Below are 21,666 nucleotides of genomic sequence, written 5' to 3'. Positions count from 1 at the left end.
TACGCGCGGGGTGCCGTCGGGGGCAGCGGCGGCAGTGAGACGAGCAGCGCCCGCGAGGACGGTGAGGTGCCGGGCCGCCAGCCGGTCTCCCGGGCCGCCTCGGGCAGGGCGAGCCGGCCCGCGTTGCGCAGCGCCGGATGCGCGTAGCCCCGTAGCGCGGCGAAGAACACGGCCTGGTCCCCGATGCCGTCGGCCCGGTCGCGCAGGACCGGCTCCAGGAGTCCGAGGCCCGCGGGCTCCTGGACGTTGTCGATCAGCAGGACCGGGCGTCCGCGCCGCTGCGAGCGCTGCACCACCCCCGCGTAGGCGTCGTCGAGGTCGGCCAGCAGCGCCCGTACGAGATGGCGTTCGGCGTGTCTGCGGGAGTCGCCGCCCGCCCGGAAGTGCCGGGAGAGCAGGATCAGCGCGAGCTTGGGGCTGCCGCCCGCGTTCGGATAGTCCCGGTACCAGGTGGCGGCCCTGCGCAGCCGGCGGTGGGCCGGGGAGACGCCCTCCGTGAACGCCTCCAGGGTCGCCTCGATGATCGGCTCCGCCACCGGGCCCGTCCCGCTCATCGACGCGACGAGCTTGGAGATCACCTTGCTCATCCAGCGCCCCGCGAACCCCGACAGCCACGAGTCGGACTCGTTGAGCAGCAGGATCCGCTCCGCCTCCTGCCGGACGCGCGGCACGTCGTGGTTGCTCCAGCCGCCCGCCGCCACGGCCAGCAGCCCGGACGACAGCCGCGGAAAACCGATCCTTCCGGCGCCCTTCACCGGTTCGGCGAGCTGTTCGGCGGCCGTGGTGAGGGCCTGCCCGACCGGTGACCAGGACCCCGCCGGACGTTCGGGGGGCGGCACGGTGAACTGCCGTTCCTCGCCGTCGATCAGGGCGATGGGAGTGTGCCCGCGATAGGCGTCCCGCAGGGCGAGGAGCACGGCGGTCTTGCCCTGTCCCCGGCCGCCCGCGAAGACCACGAAGGGTGGCTGCGCGGGGTGTTCGTACGGTGTGGTGCCGAGCTGGTGCGGACGCAGACCGACCAGTCGTGACGCGAGTCCGGGCGGATCGGTGTCGAACAGCGAACCTCGACTGTGCAGTTCTGTGTGCACCGCATCTCCCCCTGGTCCGCGGTCCGGTCCGAAGTGCTGCTGTGAGGTGTATCAACAACTGCGGAAGAAGGGGCAGTTGGTTCGGGATAGGCCGCTCGACGCCCACTCGGTGCTCGTTCGCTTACGGAAATGTTCCGCCGTTCAATCGACAGTGATCGAATCGAGCTTCTCGCGCAGGTAGACATGCGAGTCGACGGATTCGTACGCGACACGGCCCACGGGGGCGGGCACCGACTCGACCAGCGTCCCCGGTGTGCATTCGCCGAAGTACACCAGCGAGATCAGTTCCTCGGCGGGCGCGTCGGCCGGCGGCGGCAGCACCCGGTGCCGTCCCGAGCGCCACCGGTCGCCGGTCCAACGGGCCATCAGATCGCCGATGTTGATCGTGAAGGCCGCCGGGTCGAAGGGCGCGTCCTGCCAGCCGTCCTCGTCCGTGAACACCTGGAGCCCGCCCTTGCCGGCCTGCCGGTCGAGGATGGTGACCGTGCCGAAGTCGGTGTGCGGCCCGATGCGGAACTGGCCCGGCTCGGGCTCGCCGACGACCTCCGTCCCCGGATACCAGTTGATGTTGAAGCCGTACGTCGGATGGTCCATGTGCCGGGTGAAGAAGTCCGGTTCGAGGCCGAGCGCCTCGCCGAGCAGCACCAGGAGGCGGTTCTCCAGCTCGCCCATCGCCGCCAGGTACTCCGTGCAGAGCTCGCGCAGTTCCGGCGCCTCGGCGGGCCAGACGTTCGGCGCGTACCACTCCGCGTTGGTCTCCGGGTCCTCGAACGGCTCGTGCGTCGCGAACGTCAGGGACTCCTTGAGGTCGGGCGGGGTCTCGGTGCCCTCCGCGTAGCCGTTGGCCTCGGCACCCGGCCCGAGCCAGCCGCGCCCGCCGACCCGGGCGGCGTACGGCTGCTTCCTCCCCGCGGGCAGTACGAAGAAGGCGCGGGCGGCCTCCCGGATGCGGCGGCGCAGCTCCGGGTCGACCCCGTGACCGGTGACGAGCAGGAAGCCGGCCGCCCGGAGGGCGTCGTCGACGGTACGGGCGACGGCGGCACGCGCCCCGGGGTCTCCGGAGAGCCAGGGGCGCAGGTCGATGGTGGGGATGCGGGAGGCGGCGGGGCCGCCGGGGCCGGTCGGGCCGGCCGGGCCGGCCGGGGTGTCGGGGCCGTCCCCGGCCGGATCCCCGGGAGCGGCCGAATCCTCGTCCCTGGCCGGATCTGAGGGAGCGGCCGGATCCGCGGGAACCGCCGAATCCGCGGGAACCGCCCCCGCTCTCGGGTCAATCACCAATGTCCTCGTTCCAGAGAGCCGGGTTCTTCTTGATGAAGTCGCGCATCAGTTCCGTGCACTCGGGATCGTCGAGCAGCACGACTCCGACGCCGTGCTCGGCGAGCCAGTCGTGGCCGCCGTGGAAGGTGGCCGCCTCGCCGACGACGACCCGGGAGATCCCGAACTGCCGGACCAGGCCGCTGCAGTACCAGCACGGCGACAAGGTGGTCACCATGGTCGTACCGCGATACGTCCGCTGCCGTCCCGCGTCGCGAAAGGCGGTCGTCTCGGCGTGTGCCGAGGGGTCGCCGTCCTGTACGCGGCGGTTGTGGCCGCGGCCGAGAAGGGTGCCGTCCGCGCCGTACAGTGCCGCCCCGATGGGGATACCGCCCTCGGCGAGCCCGGCACGGGCCTCCGCCACGGCGGTGGCGAGCCACGCGCGGGCCCGCGCCTGATCGATGCGTTCCATGACTCCACTCTCCTGTGGAACCCCACCCTCGTGGGGCCGGAACACGAGGACAGGCGCGGAAGCAGCCTCCTGGCGCGCCGGGTTCGCCCGGCCGGCGCCGGTACACGCCGGGTCGGCCACCGGAGAGACCGTGCCCTCGGCATCGGCGGGCGGTCGCGGGTGGCGGCCGTCGGCGGTGGTGGGCCCGGTCGCCGGCGGTGGTGGGCCCGGTCGCCGGTGGCGGCCGTCAGCGGTGGTGGGCGCGTCCGTACTGCCGGGCCAGTGCGTGGAAGGCCTCCTTCGGCTCCCAGTGCACGCCCGAGGCAGGGTCGCCGGGGCGGTCCTCGATGGTCTTCACGATGCTGTAGCTCGCCATGTCGAGGTCGTGGCGCGGGTCACGGGGCCGGTGCGGGGCGTCGCGGGTGACGAAGGTGTACGCCATCGCCGAGTACAGCCCCATCGCCTCGAACGCCGCCAGTACGTCCGTCAGATACGCGGCCTGCGCGCGCTCGCTGCGCACGAGACCGGCCTTGATCTCCGGCGGCTCCTTCGTGTAGTCGACGACGTCCCAGCCCATGCCGCCCTGCTCCGGCGCGCCCTCGAAGGTGCAGCAGCCGAACTCCATGACGGCGACCGGCTTTCCGAAGCGGCGGTACGGGGCGAGGTCCCGGAGGTAGTCCGACGGGCGCCGGAAGGACGAGTAGTAGTCGATGCCCACGAGGTCGAACAGGTCCCAGTCGACGTCCTCGTCCTGCGCGGCGGCGTAGGTCAGCGGCCCGGGGAAGACGGACCGGCCCACCTTCGCGGCCTTCGCGGTGAACCGGCGCAGCCGCCGGGCCATGAGCACGGGGTCGAAGTCGCCGTTGAGCAGGTTCTCCACGCGCTCCTGGATGTTCGCGCCGGGCACGATGCCGGGGACGTACAGCACGAACTCGCAGCCGACGCTCAGGTGCACCCCGGCGCCCTGCCGCCGCAGCCGCTCGGCGTACCGGCCCGTCTCCGCGAGATGGTCGAGGATCTCCCGCTCGGGCACGTCCCCGAGGGTCGGTTCGAGCCAGACGTTCAGCCCGCGCTCCGCCGCCTCGGCCGCGGTCGCGGTGAGCCGTTCGACACCGTCGCCGGTGACCTTGACGGAGTCGGCGTGCAGGTCACGGGCGACGGCGCGCAGGTCCGCCCGCATGCGCCGGACGTTCCACGCCGTCGCGGGCGTCTCCCCGGCACCGACCTCGTAGACCACACCCCGGTAGGTCAGCCCGCGCCGCCCGTTGGTCGCGCCCCTCGTCGCTCCGGCCTGCCCCGCCGCTGCCGCCCGTCCGGTTGCCCCCGCCCGCTCCGCTGCCCCGACGGGCAGCGCCGCCGCGCTCCCGACGGCCGCGGCCATCCCCAGAAACCGTGCCCGGCTGATCCCCGGTGTCCCCCGCATCGCGCCTCCCGACGTCCGGCTTTCGACCTCCGCGCTGAAGGTCCTTCGTCCTGGACCCAGTCTGGAAAACGGAACGCCGTCCCGCCGTCCGCCGATGGTCTACGGAGCCGGGCCGAAGGTATGAGGCCGGGTGCGCCTCGGAGGACTTCCGTCAGGGGCGTCCGGGGGCCGTCGGCCGCTCTCCGGCCCGCGGGCCGGGACGAAGGTCCGGGAGGGCGGTCACGGCCGCGACCGATCCGGAGCCGCCACCCGCAGCAGCAACTTCCCCGTGCTCGTCCGCGACCCCATCAGCGCGTGCGCCTCTCCGGCCGCCTCCAGGCCGAACTCCGCCGTCACCGGCAGGGTCACCGCGCCGTCGGCCACCGTGCGGAACGCGAGCGAGGCGATGTCGCGCAGGATGGCCGGGGCCGTCCTGGCGAGGCCGAGGATCGAGAACCCGGCGACCGACAGGCCGGTGGGGTAGAGCTCCGGCTGGCCCACCGTCCAGGGCTCCGCCGAGCTCGCGTTGCCGAAGGAGACCAGGCGGCCGAAGGGGGCGAGCGAGGCGAGGCTGCCGCGGAGGGTCTCGCCGCCCACCGGGTCCAGGGCCAGGTCCACTCCGCGGCCGGCGGTCGCCGCGCGGACCTCGTCCGTGAAGGAGCCCACGAACACCTCGTCGTAGCCGTGGGCGAGGGCGTACTCGGCCTTCGGGGCGGCGGAGACGACGCCGTACACCGCGCCGGCCCCGGCCGCCCTCGCCAGCCGGCCCAGCACCGTGCCCACGCCGCCCGCCGCGCCCTGGACGAGCACCGTCTCGCCGGGCTGGAGCCGGCCCACGGTGTGCAGGAGGGCGTACGCCGTGGGCAGGACGGTGGGGAGCGTGGCGCCGGTGCGCAGGTCGACACCGTCCGGCAGCGGGAAGACCGTCACGGCGTCGGCCACGGTGACGTCCGCGTACGCGCCGCCCTCCGTCAGCGCCGCGACCTCCTGGCCGACCCGCAGTCCCGTGACGTCCGGGCCGACCGCCCGGATCCGGCCCGAGACCTCGAGTCCCGGTACGAACGGCAGACGCGGTACGCGGTAGCCCTCCGACCTCGCCTTGAGGTCGGCGAAGTTGACGCCCGTGTAGGCCACGTCGACGCTCACCTGCCCAGGGCCCGGCTCGGGGACCTCCGCCTCCACGACCCGCAGGACCTCGGGACCGCCGTACTCCTCGAACTGGACCGTACGCATGGCACACCCCTGGTTGTTGCCCGGCCGGACAGCCCGCGCTCCCCGCAGACTGTTCAATGAAAAGCGAACACTCGGGAGTGTATGGTTTTCATCGAACACTCGGCAAGCGGATCAGGGAATCACCAGGGAGACCGGCGTGGCGGAGCGGACCAGTCATCGGGCGGCGCCGGAGCACACCCATCCGGACGAGGTCCCCGTGCAGACCGCTCTCGCCGCCCTCGCCGATCCCGTACGGCTCCAGCTCGTCAGGGCGCTGGCGGAGTCCGCGGAGTGGAGCCGCAGCTGCGGCAGTTTCGACGTGCCCGTCGGCAAGGCGGCGCTCAGCCATCACTTCGCCGTGCTCCGCGGCGCCGGTCTCGTCGAACAGCGCGACGAAGGCCCCAAGCGGGTCAACCGGCTGCGCCGGGCGGAGTACGACGCCCGCTTCCCTGGCCTGCTCGCACTCGTCCTGCGCGCTGAGCGGCCCCGCGAGGAGCCGTCCCGCTAGGACGAGGGGGATTCGCTCCGCCGGAGGAGCGGCCGTGCCGGCCTCGGCCCACGGGCCGCCGCGGCGCGCGAACCCCCGTTCGACCGTCCTGGGATGGGCCGGGGCGGGGCGCCGGGTCCGGGGCGCCGACCGGCGCCCATCGGCGGCACCGATGGGGTCATCGGCAGGACGCCCCACCAGCGCGTGGCCCGCCCCCGGTCCCCGCTCCTACCTTCGGGGCATGACCTCCGCCACCGCAGTCGAGAACAAGGGCACCGCCCAGCTGACCGCCGCCATGATGCTCTCCGGCACCCTCGGCGTCTTCGTCGTCGAGTCCGGGGCCTCGCCCTTCAACGTCGTCTTCTTCCGCGTCCTGTTCGGCGCGCTCGCCCTCGGCGGCTACGCGCTGGCCCGGGGATACTTCCGGGACCACGGCTTCACCCCGCGCACCCTCGGACTCGCCGCGCTCGGCGGGGTGTTCATCGTCTTCAACTGGGTCCTGCTCTTCCAGTCGTACGAGAACACCTCGATCTCCGTCGCGACCGTCGTCTACCACACCCAGCCGTTCTACGTGGTGCTGCTCGGCGCCCTGCTCTTCCGCGAACGGCTCACCGCCGCCAAGGTCGGCTGGATCGTCCTGGCCTTCGCCGGTCTGATCCTCGTCTCGGGCGTCTCCCCGGCCGACTTCGCGAACGGCGGCACGTACCTCACCGGCGTCGGCCAGGCCCTCCTCGCCGCGCTCCTCTACGGGCTGTCCACCCTGGTCACCAAGCGCATCACCGGCGTCCGGCCCCACCTCATCGCGCTCGTCCAGGTGCTGGTCGGCATCCCGCTGCTGCTCCCCTTCGCCGACTTCGGCGCGATGCGCGGGACCGGCGCGGACTGGGGGTGGCTGGTCGGGCTCGGAGTCGTCCACACGGGGCTGATGTACGTCCTGATGTACGCCGCGTACGCCAAGCTCCCGACCGCGAAGATCGCCGTGCTGGCCTTCACCTACCCGGCCGTGGCGATGGTCATGGACTGGGCCGTGTACGGCCACCACATCGGCCTCGTCCAGGCGCTCGGCGTCCCGCTGATCGTGACGGCCAGCCTGAAGGTCACGCTCCCCAGGGCCGCCGGGACCGCCGGGATCTCCCCGGCCGGACGGATCACTCGGGCCGGCCGGACTCCTCGGACACCAGTTGCCGCGCACGCTCCACGAACAGCCGCGCATGAGCCGGAAGCCGCTTCCCGGCCCGCCACGCCAGTTGAGTCCGAAGCGTGAACGGCGGTTCCCAGCGCAGTCGTACGAGCTCACCCCGCGCCAGTTCCGCGGCGACCGTCACCTCCGGCAGCAGCGCGATGCCGAGGCCGGCCGCCGCGGCCCGTTTGGTCGCCTCGATCGTGCCGAACTCCATGAACGCGACACGAGATCCTTCCGGCGCCCGGGAGTTGAGCTCGCGCTCGAACAAGTCCCGGTAGGCGCAGCCGGGTTCGGTGGCGAGCAGCGGCCGGTCCACGAGGTCGGCGGTGTCCGGTGCCGCGCCGGCCATCGGATCTCCGGGGGCGGCGACGAGCGCCAGCGGCTCCACCGCCAGCACCGCGACCTCCAGACCCGGGTGCCCGGTCTCCTCCTCCATCAGAAAGCCGACGTCGTACGTGCCCTGGCGCAGCGCCTGGCGGGTCTCGTCGCCGATGGTCGTGCGCAGCGACAGCCGCACCCGGGGATGGCGGTGGTGGAAGAACTCGAGGAGCGGCAGCAGCCGGTACGAGGTGAGGGACTCCATCGTGCCGATGGTGAGCGTGCCGGAGGGCTCCTCGGCGCCGACGACCGCGGCCCGTGCCTCGTCGGTCAGCTCGATGATCTGCCGGGCGTAGGGCAGCAGCCGTTCGCCCGCCTCGGTCAGCCGGATCCTGCTGCCCAGCCGGTCGAAGAGCTCCGTGCCGAGTGAGGACTCCAGGGCGCGGACCTGGCTGGTCACACTGGACTGCGCGTACGCCAGCTCGGCCGCGGCCCGGGTGAAGCTCAGCACGGTCGCGACCTTCTCGAAGGTCACCAGCAGGCGCAGTTCCACGTCAGGACTCTTCGTCGGACCTGCTCTGTTCCTCGCGCCGCTTCAGCTCCTCCTCGCGGCGCCGCAGGTCGGCCTCCCAGTCCTTCAGGAGGGACTCGTCCTTGCGGTTCTCGGCCTTGAGGGACTGGAGGAACTCGGGGTTGTCGTCGGGCGCGACGAACTCCGTCCGCTGGTTGCGGTGCCACTCGGAGGGCGTGGAGCCGCCCGCCGGACCCCGGCGGTTGCGGCCCGCGACCAGCCAGGCGACGGGACCGACCAGCACCTCGCCGAAGAGCAGGATGATGATGACCCAGACCACCTTGGGCAGGCCCCTGACCTCTTCCTCCGGCGTGTTCAGGCAGTCGATGAAGGCGTAGATCCACAGCGCCAGGACCAGCAGAAACGGCAGATACCTGAGCATGGCCGAACGTTCCCCCAGTGAGCGACGGCGGGGCGGCACGGGGCCCCGGTGACGGGCACAGGTTAGCGGGTGGCCGATACTTGGACACATGGCTTACGACGATCTTCGCTCCCTGCTGAGGGCGCTGGAGCGCGAGGGAGACCTCAAGCGCATCAAGGCCGAGGTGGATCCGTACCTGGAGGTCGGGGAGATCGTCGACCGGGTGCAGAAGGCGGGCGGGCCCGCGCTGCTCTTCGAGAACGTGCGCGGGTCGGCGATGCCGCTCGCGATGAACGTCTTCGGCACCGACCGGCGCCTGCTGAAAGCCCTCGGGCTGAAGTCGTACGCCGAGATCTCCGAGAAGATCGGCGGACTGCTCCGGCCGGAGCTGCCGCACGGCTTCGTGGGCGTGCGCGAGGCCTTCGGGAAGCTCGGCGCGATGGCGCACGTACCGCCGAAGAAGGTCAAGGACGCGCCGGTGCAGGAGGTGGTGCTGCGCGGCGACGACGTCGACCTCGACGCCCTGCCCGCCCTGTTCACCTGGCCCGACGACGGCGGCTCCTTCTTCAATCTCGGGCTCACCCACACCAAGGACCCCGAGTCCGGTATCCGCAATCTCGGCCTCTACCGGCTCCAGCGCCACGACAAGCGCACCATCGGCATGCACTGGCAGATCCACAAGGACAGCCGGAACCACTACCAGGTCGCGGCCCGCAGGGGCGAGCGGCTGCCGGTGGCGATCGCCTTCGGGTGCCCGCCCGCCGTGACGTACGCCTCCACCGCCCCACTGCCCGGCGACATCGACGAATACCTCTTCGCCGGGTTCCTCCAGGGCAAGCGGATCGAGATGGTCGACTGCAAGACCGTGCCGCTCCAGGTGCCCGCGAACGCCGAGGTCGTCCTCGAAGGCTGGCTGGAGCCGGGCGAGATGCTGCCCGAGGGGCCGTTCGGCGACCACACCGGGTTCTACACCCCGCAGGAGCCGTTCCCGGCGCTCACCATCGACTGCGTGACGATGCGGAAGCGGCCGCTGCTCCAGTCCATCGTGGTCGGGCGGCCTCCGACGGAGGACGGGCCCCTGGGCCGGGCGACCGAGCGGTTCTTCCTGCCCCTGCTGAAGATCATCGTGCCGGACATCGTGGACTACCACCTGCCGGAGGCGGGCGGTTTCCATAACTGCGCGATCGTCGCGATCGACAAGAAGTACCCCAAGCACGCCCAGAAGGTGATGCACGCCATTTGGGGCGCCCACATGATGTCCCTGACGAAGCTCATCGTGGTCGTCGACTCCGACTGCGACGTCCACGATCTGCACGAGGTCGCCTGGCGCGCACTCGGCAACACGGACTACGGACGTGACCTCACCGTCGTCGAAGGCCCGGTCGACCACCTCGACCACGCCTCCTACCAGCAGTTCTGGGGCGGCAAGGCGGGCATCGACGCGACGAAGAAGTGGCCCGAGGAGGGCTACAACCGGGACGGCGGCTGGCCCGAGATGGTGCTGTCCGACCCGGAGACGGCGGCGAAGGTCGACCGCCGTTGGAAGGAGTACGGGCTGTGAGTTCAGCTTCCGCGGCACTTCCGCAGCCGGGCCGCACCAAGGCGTTCCTGCGTCTCGTCATGATCGAGCACTCGGTGTTCGCGCTCCCCTTCGCGTACATCGCGGCGCTGACGGCGATGTTCGCGTGGGACAAGAACATCCACTGGGGAAAGCTCCTCCTCGTCACCGTCGCGATGGTGGGCCTGCGCACCTTCGCCATGGCGGCGAACCGGATCATCGACCGCGAGATCGACGCCCGCAACCCCCGTACCGCCCATCGTGAACTGGTCACCGGCGCGATGAGCGTGAAGCACGCCTGGACGGGCGCGCTGGTCGCCCTGGTGGTCTTCCTCGCGGCGGCGGCCCTGCTGAACCCGCTGTGTCTGGCGCTGGCGCCCATCGCGGTCATCCCGATGGTCGTCTACCCGTACGGCAAGCGGTTCACGAACTTCCCGCAGGCCATCCTGGGTCTCGCCCAGGCGATGGGCCCGATCGGCGCCTGGATCGCCGTCACCGGCACCTGGTCCTGGGACGCCGTCGTCCTCGGGCTCGCGGTCGGCGTGTGGATCGGCGGCTTCGACCTGATCTACGCCTGCCAGGACGTCGAGACCGACCGCGAGATCGGCGTGATGTCGGTCCCGGCGCGCTTCGGCATCCCGGCCGCGGTCCGGGGCGCGCGGGCCTGCCACGCGGTGACGACGGCGCTCTTCGTCTGGTACGGGGTGGCCACCGGCGCGGGTGCCTTCTTCTGGCTCGGCCTGGTGATCGTCGCGGGCGCCTTCCTCTACGAGCACTCCATCGTGAAGCCGCACGACCTCACCCGTCTGAACAGGGCCTTCTTCCAAGTCAACGGCTTCATCGGCATCGCGCTGTTCGTCTGCGCCCTGCTCGATCTTCTGGTGCGCGGGCTCACGGTCTGAATCCGGGCGGTGGCCGGATAGGCTCGACATCATGAAGCCAGGACAGACGCAGCGCCGACCTTGGATCGTGGGGGTGTCCGGCGCGTCCGGTACGCCGTATGCGGCCGCGGTGCTGCGTTCGCTGCTGGAAGCGGGGGAGAGCGTCGACCTGGTCGTCAGCAGGGCCTCACGGCTCACGCTGCTCGACGAGACCGGCCTCCCGTTCCGCGACGCCCACTGGCGGGACGACCTGCGCGAGTGGCTGGCGCGCGGCGCCGACGGCAAGCCCGGCACCTTCGACGCCTTCGAGGAGCATCTCGACGGCGTACGGCACTGGAGCGCGGGCGACCTGGCGGCGGGGCCCTCGTCGGGCTCGTACCCGGCCCAGGGCATGCTCATCGTGCCCGCGTCCACCGCCTGTGTGGCCGGAGTCGCCCTCGGCCTCTCCAAGGACCTGCTGCAGCGGGCCGCGAGCGTCACGCTCAAGGAGGGGCGCAAGCTGGTCGTCGCCGTGCGGGAGACCCCGCTGAACGGGCAGACGCTGCGTCACCTGGTCTCACTGGACGACGCGGGCGCGACCGTGCTGCCCGCCTCGCCGGCGTTCTACGCGGGCGCCACCCACATCCAGGACCTGGTGGACTTCGTCGCCGGGCGGGTCCTCGACGCGGCGGGCGTCGAACACGCGCTGTACCGCCGGTGGAAGGGCGAACTCGGGGGCGGTTCCCGGGGCGACACCACCTGAGGGACGCGCCCGAGGCGCCGGGCACCAACAGCAGTTCAGGACCTCTTCGGACCTCTCGACACCTCACACCTCTCAGACTTCTCAGACCTCTCAAGACCTTTTCAGTGGAAGGCTTCGATCGCATGGACGCGGTGGACAGGCAGCTCATCCAGGCCCTGAGGGAGAACGGCCGGGCCTCCTACGCGGAGCTGGGGCGCCTCGTCGGTCTGTCGGGACCCAGTGTCACCGACCGCATCAACCGGCTGGAGGCGGCCGGCGTCATCACCGGATACCGCGCCACGGTCGACTCGGCCTCGCTCGGCCTCGGCGTCACCGCCCTGATCGGCATCTCGCTCTCCGACGCCGCCGACCACGAGGACGTGGCCCGGCGTCTGCGCGACCTCAGCGAGATCGAGGACTGCTGGTTCATCGCGGGCGACGACTCGTTCATGCTCAAGGTGCGGTCGAGCGACGTCGACGGTCTGGAGAAGACCATCCGGCGCCTGTCGGGCACCAAGGGCGTCTCCCGTACCCGTACGACGATCGTGCTCTCCACGAAGTGGGAGAACCGGGTCGGAGAGCTGCCCGAGGAGGAGTAGGCGCGAAGCCCCTGGTGGGGCCCCGACCGCCGAAAGGCGGGGGAGTACGGTTGGCAGGGTTCGTCAAGGGAGAGGTAATCGCATGGATGTCGGGCTCAAGCGCGAGCTGGAGGACAAGGTCCGGGCCGGTGAGCGGCTCACCCGCGAGGACGGCATCGCGCTGTACGAGTCGGACGACCTGGCCTGGCTCGGCGGGCTCGCGCACGAGGTGCGCACGAGGAAGAACGGCGACGTCGTCCACTTCAACGTCAACCGTCACCTCAACATGACGAACGTGTGCACCGCGTCCTGCGCGTACTGCTCGTTCCAGCGCAAGCCGGGCGAGAAGGACGCGTACACGATGCGCATCGAGGAGGCCGTCCGCCTCGCCAAGTCGATGGAGGGCGAGAACCTCACCGAGCTGCACATCGTCAACGGCCTGCACCCGAACCTGCCGTGGCGCTACTACCCGCGCTCGCTCAGCGAGCTGAAGAAGGCCCTCCCGGACGTCTCGCTGAAGGCGTTCACGGCCACCGAGATCCACCACTTCGAGACCATCTCGGGGCTGTCGGCCTCGGAGATCCTCGACGAGCTGATCGAGGCCGGTCTGGAGTCGCTGACCGGCGGTGGCGCGGAGATCTTCGACTGGGAGGTCCGGCAGCACATCGTCGACCACCGCACCCACTGGGAGGACTGGTCGCGCATCCACCGCCTCGCGCACGAGAAGGGTCTCAAGACCCCGTGCACGATGCTGTACGGGCACATCGAGGAGCCCCGCCACCGCGTGGACCACGTGCTGCGGCTGCGTGAACTCCAGGACGAGACCGGCGGCTTCCAGGTCTTCATCCCGCTGCGCTACCAGCACGACTTCGTGGACATGAAGGACGGCAAGGTCAGGAACCGCCTCCAGGCGCGCACCCAGATGGCGACCGGCGCCGAGGCCCTGAAGACCTTCGCGGTCTCCCGGCTGCTCTTCGACAACGTCCCGCACGTCAAGGTCTTCTGGGTCATGCACGGCGTCCAGACCGCCCAGCTCGCGCTCCAGCACGGCGCCGACGACATGGACGGCTCGGTCGTCGAGTACAAGATCACGCACGACGCCGACAACTACGGCACCCCGAACAAGCTGACCCGCGAGGACCTTCTCGACCTGATCCGCGACGCCGGCTTCCGCCCCGTCGAGCGCAACACGCGGTACGAGATCATCCGCGAGTACGACGGACCGGACCCGGCGCGCCGCGAGTCGCCGCAGCCCATGCGGGTCTGAACATGGCGCCGGTCTTCGAACTGGACCCGGCGGTCACCCCGGCCTCCGGGACGGGGTGGTCGCCCTCTGGGTGGACGTCTCGAACTCGGGCGGCTCCGTCGGCTTCGTGCCGCCGGTGACCGCCGGCGACGTGCGCCCCGAACTCGTGAAGCACTTCGTCGCCATGGCGGAGGGCCGCACCCGGCTCCTGGTCGGGCGGGACGAGGAGGGCGGCGTCGCCGCGACCGCCTTCCTCACCCACAACACCCACCGGCTGATGAGGCACTGGGTCTGGCTGTACACCGTGATGGTGCACCCCCGGCACCAGGGCAAGGGGTACGGCCGGGACCTGCTCGCCGCGGCCGAGGACGCCGCGGGCCGCCTCGACGGCGTCGAGGCGATCCGGCTGACCTGCCGGGGCGGGGAGGGGCTGGAGCGCTTCTACGCGTCCTGCGGCTACAAGGAGGTCGGGCGGGTGCCCGGCGCGATCCGCGTCGCGCCCGGCGACGAGCGGGACGACATCACGATGCTGCTGTCCCTCGCACTCCGCGACTGAGGACCCCCTGCAAGATCGCCGCCCCGTCGTGCTTCACTGGACGGGACCCCTTTGGGAACGTTCGGAACGGAAGAGTGGATTGAGATGCTCCGCTACACACTGATGCGCCTCGGGATCTTCGTAGGCTGCCTCGTGGTCGTCTGGGGCCTCGTCTACTCGGGCGTCGCCCCGCGCGGCCTCGGCGACTCCAACTACATGTGGGTCGTCCTGCTGTCCTTGGTGATCTCCGCGCCGATCAGCTTCGTCGTCCTGCGGGGGGAGCGCGACCGTGCCTCGGCCCAGGTCGTCGCCCGCGTGGACCGCGCCAAGGCCAACCTGGAGCGCAACCGCAACCAGGAGGACGTCGCCGTCGACGAGGCCGCCCACAACTCCCGGACCCAGGCCTCCTGACGCTCCCGCACCCCTGGAGCCGGGTCCCCTGACGCTCCGGTGCGTCCGGCCCGGGGCCGGCCGATCGTAGGCTTGCCCGCATGGGTGCTGTGAAGAACAAGCGGATGCCGCGCGCGGTACGCGAACAGCAGATGCTGGACGCGGCCGTACGGACCTTCGGACAGCGTGGGTACCGGGCCGCGTCGATGGATGAGATCGCCGAACTGGCGGGCGTGTCCAAGCCGTTGGTGTATCTGTACCTGAACTCGAAGGAAGACCTGTTCACCGCGTGCATCCGGCGTGAGGCCAAGGCGCTCACCGTCGCCGTCCGTGCCGGTGTCCGGCACGGAATTCCCGCCGACCGGCAACTCTGGGAAGGGCTGCGGGCGTTCTTCACCCACACCGCCGAGAACCCGGACGGCTGGGCCGTCCTGCATCTCCAGGCCCGCACCCACGGGGAGCCCTTCGCGGCCGAGGTCTTCGCGATGCGCGAGGAACTGGTCCAGTTCGTCACGCAGTTGATCGTCGTCGCCGCGCGTGAGGCGCACCGCGATCCGTCGCTGCCCGCACGGGAGGTCGCCGGGCTCGCGGAGGCACTGGTCGGTGCGGCCGAGTCCCTCGCCGCGTGGGCCAACACCACACCGGGCGTCTCGGCCCGGCAGGCCGCCGCCACCCTGATGAACTTCGCCTGGGCGGGACTCGGCACGCTGATGCAGGGACGGCCGTGGTCCCCGCCGGCCGCGGGCGTCCCGGAGATCCCGCCCCAGCCCGCCGCGGAGGTCTGACCCTCTGCCGGACGGCCTCCGGTCCGCGTCGGAGGTCACCCGCTCCGCGGGTTGATCGGCCGTACGTCGCCGGTCAGATGGACCAGCTCGCCCGCCCGGAGTTCGAACGACGGGCCCCGCACGGCGTACGTCACCGTCCCGGGGAGCAGGACCGGCGCCCTGAACTCGGCCCGCACACCCACCGCTTCCTGCGGCCCGTACTCGGCGAGGCAGCGGGCGACGGTCCACATGCCGTGCGCGATGGCGCGCGGGAAGCCGAACAGGCGGGCGGTGAGGGGGTGCAGATGGATGGGGTTGCGGTCCCCGGAGACGGCGCCGTAGCGACGGCCGACGTCCTGGGCGAGGTGCCACTCGGCGACGGCCGGCAGTGACGTCCGCTCCTTCGGCGAGGTGTTCCGCGGGGTTTCCTCCCGGGAGCGGTGCCGGGCGAGGTAGGTGCTCCTCGACTCCCACACGAGTCCGCCGTTGCTCCGCGCCTCGGTCAGCACGGTCGCCTCGGTGCCCCGCCGGTGCGGCGCCAGTCCCTCGACCAGCACGGCGAGTTCGTACTCCGCGGTCGCCGTGGGCTCCTGGTGCTGGGTGATCTCGATCGACGTGTGCACCAGCCCGAGCAGCGGCAGCGGGAACGCGCGCGCCGCCATGATCCGCATGACCAGCGGAAAGGCGAGCACATGCGGATACGTGACCGGCAGGACGTCCGCGCTGGTCGCGAACCCGCACACCCGCTCGTACGCGGCGAGGTGGGCGAGGTCGACCCGTACACCGGAGAGGACGAGCCGGGTGGCGGGGACCGGGGCGTCCGGGCGGGGGCGCTTGAAGGGGGAGAGCACGGCGCCGCGGGCCAGCAGCGGGGTGAGGGTCCGGGTCCGGGGTGCGGTGCCGGCGGGGCTCGGACAGCGGTCGGCCATGGTTCAGCTCCCAGCTCGGACGTAAATTTACTCTGGAGTAAGTTACCCGGGGTATGGGTATGTCAGGGCGGAGGGGCGGGTCGAGATGAGTCGCCACGATCTCCGGGGGCGGATCCTCGGCGAGGGGTTCCGGAGCCGCTCTTCCGTGGGCGGGCGGAGCCGGGGCGGCGGGGGCGCGAGGGGGCACAGCTACCCCGGGTAACCCGCACCTCGCCCGCCCCAAAGCGTCACAAACCCCACACTCCCGGGCCGTAGGATCCCCGTTTCACCGGGTTGCCGAGACCCCCTGACCCCCCACTCTCCAGGGCCGTACGAGGACGCGCGCCCCGCGCTCCTCCGAGCCCGCACACGCCTTGCACCCGCCCCGGCCTCCGGCCGACAAGGAGCCGCCTCGTGTCCAGCCCGTACTCCCACGACTCCGCCCCTCCGCTCCCGGAGCCCGAGATCAGGCGGCTGGACGGCGTCGTGCGCGAGGTCGCGGTGCCGCCGATCGCGGGGCAGGTGACGCACGGCTCCCTCGCGGACATCCCGTTCGACAACGCGGTCGCGGCCCCGCGTGAGGCGGTCCTCAGCCGGAAGGCGCCGGACGGCGGCTGGACGGACGTGACCGCGGCCGAGTTCGCCGATCAGGTGCTGGCGGTGGCCAAGGGGCTGATCGCGGAGGGGCTCGTGCCGGGCGACCGGATCGCCATCATGGCCCGGACGACGTACGAGTGGACCCTCCTCGACTTCGCCGCCTGGGCCGCGGGCCTGGTCACCGTGCCCGTCTACCCGACCTCCTCCGCCTTCCAGACCCGCTGGATCCTCCAGGACTCGGGGGCCGTCGCGCTCGCCGTCGAGTCCGTGGCACAGGCCGCGACGCTCGGCCCCGAGCGCGAGCACATCCCCGACCTCCGCCACATGTGGGTCTTCGAGAAGGGCCATGTGGAGCGCCTCGCGGAACTCGGCCGCGATGTCCCCGACCAGGAAGTGGCCGTACGACGCGGGGTGCTGGGCCCGGACACCGTCGCCACCCTCATCTACACCTCGGGCACCACCGGCCGCCCCAAAGGCTGTGTCCTGACCCACGGCAACTTCTTCACCGAGGTCGACAACGCGGTGGAACTGCTCTACCCGATCTTCAAGGCCCGTACCCGGGACCCCGCCTCCACCCTCCTCTTCCTCCCCCTCTCGCACGTCTTCGGCCGGATGGTGGCCGTGGCCTGCCTGCGCGCGCGGGTGAAACTCGGCCACGCCCCGAGCCTCCAGACCGAGGAACTGCTCGCGGACCTGGCCTCCTTCCGGCCGACCTTCCTGCTGGCCATCCCGTACGTCCTGGAGAAGGTCTTCAACACCGGCCGCGCCACGGCCGAACGGATGGGCCGCGGCTCCTCGTTCGACCGGGCGGCGCGGATCGCCCAGAGATACGGCGAGGCCGTCGAGGCGAAGCAGCACGGCACCGGTCCCGGCCCGAGCCGGAGCCTGCGCACGGCCCGCGCCCTCTACGACCCCCTCGTCTACCGGCGTATCCGCAACGCCCTCGGCGGCCGGGTCCGGCACGCCATCTGCGGCGGCTCCCCGCTGGGCCGTCGGCTCGCCGCCTTCTACGCGGGCGCCGGGATCGAGATCTTCGAGGGGTACGGCCTGACGGAGACCACGGCCGCCGCGACCGTCACGCCCCCGCAGAAGCCGCGCCTCGGCACGGTGGGCCGGCCCCTGCCGGGCACCCGGGTGAGGATCGCCGCCGACGGGGAGGTGCTGCTGTGCGGCGGACAGGTCTTCCGCGGCTACTGGGACCCGCACGCCGGCGGAGTCGTCGACGCCGCGCCGGACGGCTGGTTCGCTACCGGCGACATCGGTGAACTGGACGACGGCGGCTACCTCGCCATCACCGGCCGCAAGAAGGAGATCCTGATCACCGCGGGCGGCAAGAACGTCGCCCCGGCGCCCCTGCAGGACTTCCTCCGTTCCCATCCGCTGATCGCCCAGTGCATGGTCCTGGGCGACCGCCGTCCCTTCGTCTCCGCCCTCGTCACCCTCGACCCCGAGGGGGTCACACACTGGCGCCGGATGAACGGCAAGCACGCGGTTCCCGCCGAACTCGTCATGGACGACCCCGAGTTGCTGGCCATCCTGCAACGCGCCGTCGACGAGGCCAACAGACTCGTCTCGCGCCCCGAGTCCATCCGCCGCTTCACCGTCCTGCCCGTCGACTTCACCGAGGAGGCCGGGTACCTCACCCCCTCCATGAAGCTGCGGCGCGCGGCGATAGAGAAGGACTTCAGCAAGGAGATAGAGGCCCTGTACGCGACGTAGTCCCGGTGCGGGACGCCGCCTGTACGCGACGTGGCCCCGGTGCGGGGCGCCGCCCGTACGCGACGTGGCCCTGGTGCGGGGCGCCGCCGGGACCCGGAGTGATTCGAACGGCGGCCCACAGCCCCCTAGCCGACCCCGGCCACGCGCAGTCCCGCCGTGGTGGCCGCGGCCCCCAGCACCACCACCACGAACGGGGCCCGCCGCCAGGCCAGTACTCCGGCCGCCAGCACCCCGGCGGGCCGGGCCCATCCGGCGAAGCCGCGGGCCTCGGTGAGCGCGCCCGTGGCGAGCAACGCGACGAGCAGGACCACCGCTCCCGCGGACAGCAACCTCCGTACCCGGGCGGAGAGTTCGACCCGTCCGTGCAGCAGCGGACCGGCCAGCCGGAAGGCGTACGTCCCGACGGCCAGGGCGAGGACGGCGGCCAGGGCCGGTGCCGTGCCGCTCATGCCGGCCTCCCGCCCAGGAGCAGCAGCCCGGTGAGGGCCATGAGCACGGGCACCCCCACCGGGACGAGGGGCGTCAGCGCCAGTGCCGCCGCGCCTCCGGCGAGTGCGGCGCGTCGTACGCCGCGGTCCCCGCGCAGCGCGGGCAGCACCAGCGCCACGAGCACCGCGGGAAACGCGGCGTCGAGTCCGTAGCGTCCGGTGTCGCCGAGCGCGCCCCCGGCGAGGGCGCCGAGAAGGACGCACAGGTTCCACGACGCGTAGAGGCCGAGCCCCGAGATCCAGAAGGCGGCCCGGCGACGGGCGGGGTCCGGCTGGGCGAGGGTGAAGGCGACCGTCTCGTCGGTCACGAGGTGGGCGCCGATCCAGCGGGTGACGCGGCCCCGCCCGATGACGTCGGCGACGGCGAGACTGAAGGCGGCCGTGCGGGTGTTCAGCAGCAGTCCGGTGGCCGCCGCGGCGAACGGTCCGCCCCCGGCGAGGAGTATCCCGACGGCGCTGAACTGGGCGGAGCCCGCGTACACCAGCAGCGACATCACCACCGGCAACCACAGCGGTAGCCCTCCCGCGACGGCGATGGCCCCGAAGGAGACGCCGACGATCCCGCCGGCGAGGCAGACGAGGGCCACGTCCCGCAGCAGACGCGGGTCATGGGACGGGAGTGGTGTTCGGAGCAGCGAACGCATGTTTTCTACAATGAACAGCAAGCACCTCGTTCGTCAAGGCGAACGATCGGACCGATGGAGAGAACGACATGACCGATGACGGCTCCGACGTCCCCCCGGCCCGCCTTCCCCTCGACTGGATCGCCGCCTCCCTGCGCCGCGAACGCGCGCGGGCCGGCCTCTCCCTGTCCGAGCTGGCCAAGCGCGCCGGGATCGCGAAGTCCACGCTGTCCCAGCTGGAGGGGGCGAGCGGTAATCCGAGCATGGAGACGCTCTGGGCGCTGGGTGTCGCGCTGGGCGTGCCGTTCAGCGCGCTGGTCGAACCGCCGACCCCGGCCGTCCAGGTGATCCGTGCGGGGGAGGGCCCGACCGTCCACTCGGAGCAGGCGGAGTACGCGGCGACGCTGCTCTCCGCGAGTCCGCCGGGAGCCCGGCGCGACATCTACCACCTGCGGGTGGAACCGGGTGCGGCGCGGGAATCGGAAGCGCACATTCCGGGAAGTGTGGAGCACCTGATCGTGGGCGCGGGACGGCTGAAGGCGGGCCCGCGCGGCGAGGAGGTCGAACTCGGCCCCGGTGACTACATGGCGTACCGGGGCGATGTGCCGCACGCGTACGAGGCGCTGGAACCCGCGACGACGTTCGTGCTCGTGATGCAGCACGTGTGACGGGTGTCCGGGAAGGCGGGAGAGCCAGGGAAGGCGGGGAGAGCCCGGAAGGGCGGGCGGGGTCCGCGCCGGAGCAAAGGCAGGAGCCCCACGACCGGCTGGTCGCGGGGCTCCTTGGGTACTGCTATCCGTTCCGGATCAAAGCATTGGGCTCATGGAGCCGAAGGCTTAGAGCGGGGTGACGTTCTCCGCCTGCGGGCCCTTCGGACCCTGCGTGACGTCGAAGGAAACCGACTGGTTCTCTTCGAGAGAGCGGAATCCGCTCGCGTTGATCGCGGAGTAGTGGACGAAGACGTCCGGGCCGCCGCCTTCCTGGGCAATGAAACCAAAGCCCTTTTCGGCGTTGAACCACTTCACGGTTCCGGTAGCCATAAGCCCTCCTTGGGCCCAAAGGGTTGCCCTGCTCCAGAACCTGCGATTGTGTAAACAACTGCATACGTCTGAAAACGACGAGAGCCCGCGGTCACATGCTCCGCAGGCTCTGTACTGCAAGGGAAACCAAACTGCAACTTGCGGCGAGCCTAGCACGCAGGCAGCCGAAAGCAATAGAGGCAAAGATCACGTCATCCGGAAGATCGGCCCGTACGGGCGAGGGGTCTGACGTGCGTTGACTTCGGGGTGTCACAAAGGTTGACACGGGGGGTCCCGATGGTTTCCACCAGCACACGCCCACCCTGGAACCCGCACCGTCCCGCATGGGGTCTAGCCTCGCGATGTGGACAATTCTCGCACCCGGCCGCGCGTCGGCCACATCCAGTTCCTGAACTGCCTGCCCCTGTACTGGGGGCTCGCGAGAACGGGCACGCTCCTCGACTTCGAGCTCACCAAGGACACCCCGGAGAAGCTCAGCGAGCAACTGGTGCGAGGGGATCTCGACATCGGGCCCATCACTCTCGTCGAGTTCCTCAAGCACGCCGACGAACTGGTCGCCTTCCCGGACATCGCGGTCGGCTGCGACGGCCCCGTGATGTCCTGCGTGATCGTCTCGCAGGTGCCCCTCGACCAGCTGGACGGCGCCCGCGTCGCCCTCGGCTCGACCTCGCGCACCTCCGTGCGGCTCGCGCAGCTGCTGCTGGCCGAGAAGGTCGGCGTCCGGCCGTCGTACTACACGTGCCCGCCCGACCTGAGCCTGATGATGCAGGAGGCCGACGCCGCCGTCCTCATCGGCGACGCGGCGCTGCGCGCCAACCTGCTCGACGGGCCGAAGTTCGGACTCCAGGTGCACGACCTCGGCGCCCTGTGGAAGGAGTGGACGGGCCTGCCGTTCGTCTTCGCCGTGTGGGCGGCCCGGCGCGACTACCTGGAGCGCGAGCCGCTCGTCACCCGCAAGGTCCACCAGGCCTTCCTCGCCTCCCGGGACCTCTCCCTCGACGAGGTCTCCAAGGTCGCCGAGCAGGCCGCCCGGTGGGAGGCCTTCGACGAGGCCGTCCTGGAGCAGTACTTCACGACGCTCGACTTCCGCTTCGGCGGCCCGCAGCTGGAGGCCGTACGGGAGTTCGCGCGCCGCGTCGGCTCCACCACCGGGTTCCCGGCCGACGTGAACGTACGGCTCCTCCAGCCGTGAGCCACCGACCGTCGCGGTGCCGATAGTTTCGGGGCTCCGGGCGCGCACGGCACTACGCTGCTGGGCAGTGTCTACGGGGGAGGGGGAGCCGTGACTGCC

22 protein-coding genes and 2 pseudogenes are annotated in these 21,666 nt (G+C 71.5%); 13 read left to right on the top strand and 11 right to left on the bottom strand.

Annotated elements, in window-relative coordinates:
- From ACFWBT_RS17280 to ACFWBT_RS17260, 5 genes and pseudogenes are all read right to left on the bottom strand, one after another.
- A pseudogene (locus tag ACFWBT_RS17280) lies at positions 1 to 1,088 on the bottom strand (hypothetical protein); the annotation flags it as partial.
- 141 nt (positions 1,089 to 1,229) lie between these two features.
- Positions 1,230 to 2,180, bottom strand: coding sequence for an isopenicillin N synthase family dioxygenase (locus ACFWBT_RS17275; RefSeq protein ID WP_385700885.1), 951 nt, complete (start codon positions 2,178 to 2,180; stop codon positions 1,230 to 1,232).
- Between the two features lie 175 nt (positions 2,181 to 2,355).
- Positions 2,356 to 2,814, bottom strand: a complete 459-nt coding sequence (locus tag ACFWBT_RS17270; RefSeq protein ID WP_385700877.1) for a nucleoside deaminase — start codon at positions 2,812 to 2,814, stop codon at positions 2,356 to 2,358.
- 226 nt (positions 2,815 to 3,040) lie between these two features.
- Positions 3,041 to 4,216, bottom strand: a complete 1,176-nt coding sequence (locus ACFWBT_RS17265) for an abortive phage infection protein (RefSeq protein ID WP_385700874.1) — start codon at positions 4,214 to 4,216, stop codon at positions 3,041 to 3,043.
- 219 nt (positions 4,217 to 4,435) lie between these two features.
- Positions 4,436 to 5,428 carry a zinc-binding alcohol dehydrogenase family protein gene (locus tag ACFWBT_RS17260; RefSeq protein ID WP_385700873.1) on the bottom strand — a complete coding sequence of 331 codons (993 nt, stop codon included), beginning with the start codon at positions 5,426 to 5,428 and terminating at the stop codon, positions 4,436 to 4,438.
- A 136-nt stretch (positions 5,429 to 5,564) separates the two neighbouring features.
- Between ACFWBT_RS17260 and ACFWBT_RS17255 the strand changes: the two genes are divergently transcribed.
- Both ACFWBT_RS17255 and ACFWBT_RS17250 read left to right on the top strand, forming a co-directional pair.
- On the top strand, positions 5,565 to 5,915 hold the full coding sequence (locus tag ACFWBT_RS17255; protein WP_385700871.1) for an ArsR/SmtB family transcription factor: 351 nt from the start codon (positions 5,565 to 5,567) through the stop codon (positions 5,913 to 5,915).
- Between the two features lie 220 nt (positions 5,916 to 6,135).
- Positions 6,136 to 7,158, top strand: a complete 1,023-nt coding sequence (locus ACFWBT_RS17250) for a DMT family transporter (protein ID WP_385700869.1) — start codon at positions 6,136 to 6,138, stop codon at positions 7,156 to 7,158.
- Here ACFWBT_RS17250 and ACFWBT_RS17245 read toward each other — a convergent pair.
- Together ACFWBT_RS17245 and ACFWBT_RS17240 are read right to left on the bottom strand one after the other, a co-directional pair.
- Positions 7,043 to 7,948 (bottom strand): LysR family transcriptional regulator, encoded by a 906-nt coding sequence (locus tag ACFWBT_RS17245; RefSeq protein ID WP_385700866.1) that lies wholly within the window; start codon positions 7,946 to 7,948, stop codon positions 7,043 to 7,045. The genes ACFWBT_RS17250 and ACFWBT_RS17245 overlap by 116 nt on opposite strands.
- A 1-nt stretch (position 7,949) precedes the next feature.
- Positions 7,950 to 8,348, bottom strand: a complete 399-nt coding sequence (locus tag ACFWBT_RS17240) for a PLD nuclease N-terminal domain-containing protein (RefSeq protein WP_385700863.1) — start codon at positions 8,346 to 8,348, stop codon at positions 7,950 to 7,952.
- An 88-nt stretch (positions 8,349 to 8,436) separates the two neighbouring features.
- On the opposite strand from ACFWBT_RS17240, the gene ACFWBT_RS17235 reads away from it, so the two are divergent.
- The 8 genes and pseudogenes from ACFWBT_RS17235 (at position 8,437) to ACFWBT_RS17200 (ending at position 15,021) form a co-directional block, all read left to right on the top strand.
- On the top strand, positions 8,437 to 9,888 hold the full coding sequence (locus ACFWBT_RS17235) for a menaquinone biosynthesis decarboxylase (protein WP_385700860.1): 1,452 nt from the start codon (positions 8,437 to 8,439) through the stop codon (positions 9,886 to 9,888).
- Positions 9,885 to 10,787, top strand: coding sequence for a menaquinone biosynthesis prenyltransferase MqnP (mqnP, locus tag ACFWBT_RS17230; protein ID WP_385700858.1), 903 nt, complete (start codon positions 9,885 to 9,887; stop codon positions 10,785 to 10,787). The genes ACFWBT_RS17235 and mqnP overlap by 4 nt, the downstream gene beginning before the upstream one ends.
- Positions 10,788 to 10,818: 31 nt before the next feature.
- Positions 10,819 to 11,508, top strand: coding sequence for a UbiX family flavin prenyltransferase (locus tag ACFWBT_RS17225; protein ID WP_385700856.1), 690 nt, complete (start codon positions 10,819 to 10,821; stop codon positions 11,506 to 11,508).
- 122 nt (positions 11,509 to 11,630) lie between these two features.
- Complete coding sequence (locus tag ACFWBT_RS17220) at positions 11,631 to 12,086, top strand: Lrp/AsnC family transcriptional regulator (protein WP_266761447.1); 456 nt, start codon at positions 11,631 to 11,633, stop codon at positions 12,084 to 12,086.
- A gap of 82 nt (positions 12,087 to 12,168) precedes the next feature.
- Positions 12,169 to 13,332 carry an aminofutalosine synthase MqnE gene (gene mqnE, locus ACFWBT_RS17215; protein WP_356468291.1) on the top strand — a complete coding sequence of 388 codons (1,164 nt, stop codon included), beginning with the start codon at positions 12,169 to 12,171 and terminating at the stop codon, positions 13,330 to 13,332.
- Positions 13,333 to 13,334: 2 nt separating this feature from the next.
- A pseudogene (locus tag ACFWBT_RS17210) lies at positions 13,335 to 13,867 on the top strand (GNAT family N-acetyltransferase).
- An 84-nt stretch (positions 13,868 to 13,951) separates the two neighbouring features.
- Positions 13,952 to 14,257: a DUF4229 domain-containing protein gene (locus ACFWBT_RS17205; RefSeq protein WP_385700853.1), complete on the top strand. Its 306-nt coding sequence runs from the start codon at positions 13,952 to 13,954 to the stop codon at positions 14,255 to 14,257.
- Between the two features lie 80 nt (positions 14,258 to 14,337).
- Positions 14,338 to 15,021, top strand: a complete 684-nt coding sequence (locus tag ACFWBT_RS17200) for a TetR/AcrR family transcriptional regulator (protein ID WP_385700851.1) — start codon at positions 14,338 to 14,340, stop codon at positions 15,019 to 15,021.
- A 35-nt stretch (positions 15,022 to 15,056) separates the two neighbouring features.
- On the opposite strand, the gene ACFWBT_RS17195 is transcribed toward ACFWBT_RS17200, so the two are convergent.
- Positions 15,057 to 15,929: a MaoC family dehydratase gene (locus tag ACFWBT_RS17195; RefSeq protein WP_385700850.1), complete on the bottom strand. Its 873-nt coding sequence runs from the start codon at positions 15,927 to 15,929 to the stop codon at positions 15,057 to 15,059.
- Between the two features lie 393 nt (positions 15,930 to 16,322).
- On the opposite strand from ACFWBT_RS17195, the gene ACFWBT_RS17190 reads away from it, so the two are divergent.
- Positions 16,323 to 18,224 carry an AMP-dependent synthetase/ligase gene (locus ACFWBT_RS17190; protein ID WP_385700848.1) on the top strand — a complete coding sequence of 634 codons (1,902 nt, stop codon included), beginning with the start codon at positions 16,323 to 16,325 and terminating at the stop codon, positions 18,222 to 18,224.
- A gap of 125 nt (positions 18,225 to 18,349) precedes the next feature.
- On the opposite strand, the gene ACFWBT_RS17185 is transcribed toward ACFWBT_RS17190, so the two are convergent.
- Positions 18,350 to 18,673, bottom strand: coding sequence for an AzlD domain-containing protein (locus ACFWBT_RS17185; RefSeq protein ID WP_385700846.1), 324 nt, complete (start codon positions 18,671 to 18,673; stop codon positions 18,350 to 18,352).
- The gene (locus tag ACFWBT_RS17180) at positions 18,670 to 19,356 is read right to left on the bottom strand and encodes an AzlC family ABC transporter permease (protein WP_385700843.1); all 687 of its coding nucleotides are present in this window, start codon (positions 19,354 to 19,356) and stop codon (positions 18,670 to 18,672) included. Before ACFWBT_RS17180 ends, ACFWBT_RS17185 begins: the two co-directional genes overlap by 4 nt.
- Before the next feature lie 68 nt (positions 19,357 to 19,424).
- On the opposite strand from ACFWBT_RS17180, the gene ACFWBT_RS17175 reads away from it, so the two are divergent.
- Positions 19,425 to 20,003: a helix-turn-helix domain-containing protein gene (locus tag ACFWBT_RS17175; protein ID WP_385700841.1), complete on the top strand. Its 579-nt coding sequence runs from the start codon at positions 19,425 to 19,427 to the stop codon at positions 20,001 to 20,003.
- Between the two features lie 168 nt (positions 20,004 to 20,171).
- On the opposite strand, the gene ACFWBT_RS17170 is transcribed toward ACFWBT_RS17175, so the two are convergent.
- The gene (locus ACFWBT_RS17170) at positions 20,172 to 20,375 is read right to left on the bottom strand and encodes a cold-shock protein (RefSeq protein ID WP_010986243.1); all 204 of its coding nucleotides are present in this window, start codon (positions 20,373 to 20,375) and stop codon (positions 20,172 to 20,174) included.
- Positions 20,376 to 20,718: 343 nt separating this feature from the next.
- Between ACFWBT_RS17170 and ACFWBT_RS17165 the strand changes: the two genes are divergently transcribed.
- Complete coding sequence (locus ACFWBT_RS17165) at positions 20,719 to 21,567, top strand: menaquinone biosynthesis protein (RefSeq protein ID WP_351548382.1); 849 nt, start codon at positions 20,719 to 20,721, stop codon at positions 21,565 to 21,567.
- Positions 21,568 to 21,666 lie beyond the last annotated feature (99 nt).

The organism is Streptomyces sp. NPDC060027 (genome assembly GCF_042737005.1).
GTDB lineage: Bacteria > Actinomycetota > Actinomycetes > Streptomycetales > Streptomycetaceae > Streptomyces.
This window is presented reverse-complemented; position numbering and strand designations above follow the sequence as displayed.

Coding starts and splice junctions, on each gene's coding strand:
- ACFWBT_RS17180 (WP_385700843.1), bottom strand. CDS start 19,356: ATGCGTTCGCTGCTCCGAACACCACTCCCGTCCCATGACCCGCGTCTG.
- mqnE (WP_356468291.1), top strand. CDS start 12,169: ATGGATGTCGGGCTCAAGCGCGAGCTGGAGGACAAGGTCCGGGCCGGT.
- ACFWBT_RS17270 (WP_385700877.1), bottom strand. CDS start 2,814: ATGGAACGCATCGATCAGGCGCGGGCCCGCGCGTGGCTCGCCACCGCC.
- ACFWBT_RS17260 (WP_385700873.1), bottom strand. CDS start 5,428: ATGCGTACGGTCCAGTTCGAGGAGTACGGCGGTCCCGAGGTCCTGCGG.
- ACFWBT_RS17235 (WP_385700860.1), top strand. CDS start 8,437: ATGGCTTACGACGATCTTCGCTCCCTGCTGAGGGCGCTGGAGCGCGAG.
- ACFWBT_RS17220 (WP_266761447.1), top strand. CDS start 11,631: ATGGACGCGGTGGACAGGCAGCTCATCCAGGCCCTGAGGGAGAACGGC.
- ACFWBT_RS17250 (WP_385700869.1), top strand. CDS start 6,136: ATGACCTCCGCCACCGCAGTCGAGAACAAGGGCACCGCCCAGCTGACC.
- ACFWBT_RS17225 (WP_385700856.1), top strand. CDS start 10,819: ATGAAGCCAGGACAGACGCAGCGCCGACCTTGGATCGTGGGGGTGTCC.
- ACFWBT_RS17265 (WP_385700874.1), bottom strand. CDS start 4,216: ATGCGGGGGACACCGGGGATCAGCCGGGCACGGTTTCTGGGGATGGCC.
- ACFWBT_RS17195 (WP_385700850.1), bottom strand. CDS start 15,929: ATGGCCGACCGCTGTCCGAGCCCCGCCGGCACCGCACCCCGGACCCGG.
- ACFWBT_RS17185 (WP_385700846.1), bottom strand. CDS start 18,673: ATGAGCGGCACGGCACCGGCCCTGGCCGCCGTCCTCGCCCTGGCCGTC.
- ACFWBT_RS17205 (WP_385700853.1), top strand. CDS start 13,952: ATGCTCCGCTACACACTGATGCGCCTCGGGATCTTCGTAGGCTGCCTC.
- ACFWBT_RS17240 (WP_385700863.1), bottom strand. CDS start 8,348: ATGCTCAGGTATCTGCCGTTTCTGCTGGTCCTGGCGCTGTGGATCTAC.
- ACFWBT_RS17200 (WP_385700851.1), top strand. CDS start 14,338: ATGGGTGCTGTGAAGAACAAGCGGATGCCGCGCGCGGTACGCGAACAG.
- ACFWBT_RS17175 (WP_385700841.1), top strand. CDS start 19,425: ATGACCGATGACGGCTCCGACGTCCCCCCGGCCCGCCTTCCCCTCGAC.
- ACFWBT_RS17170 (WP_010986243.1), bottom strand. CDS start 20,375: ATGGCTACCGGAACCGTGAAGTGGTTCAACGCCGAAAAGGGCTTTGGT.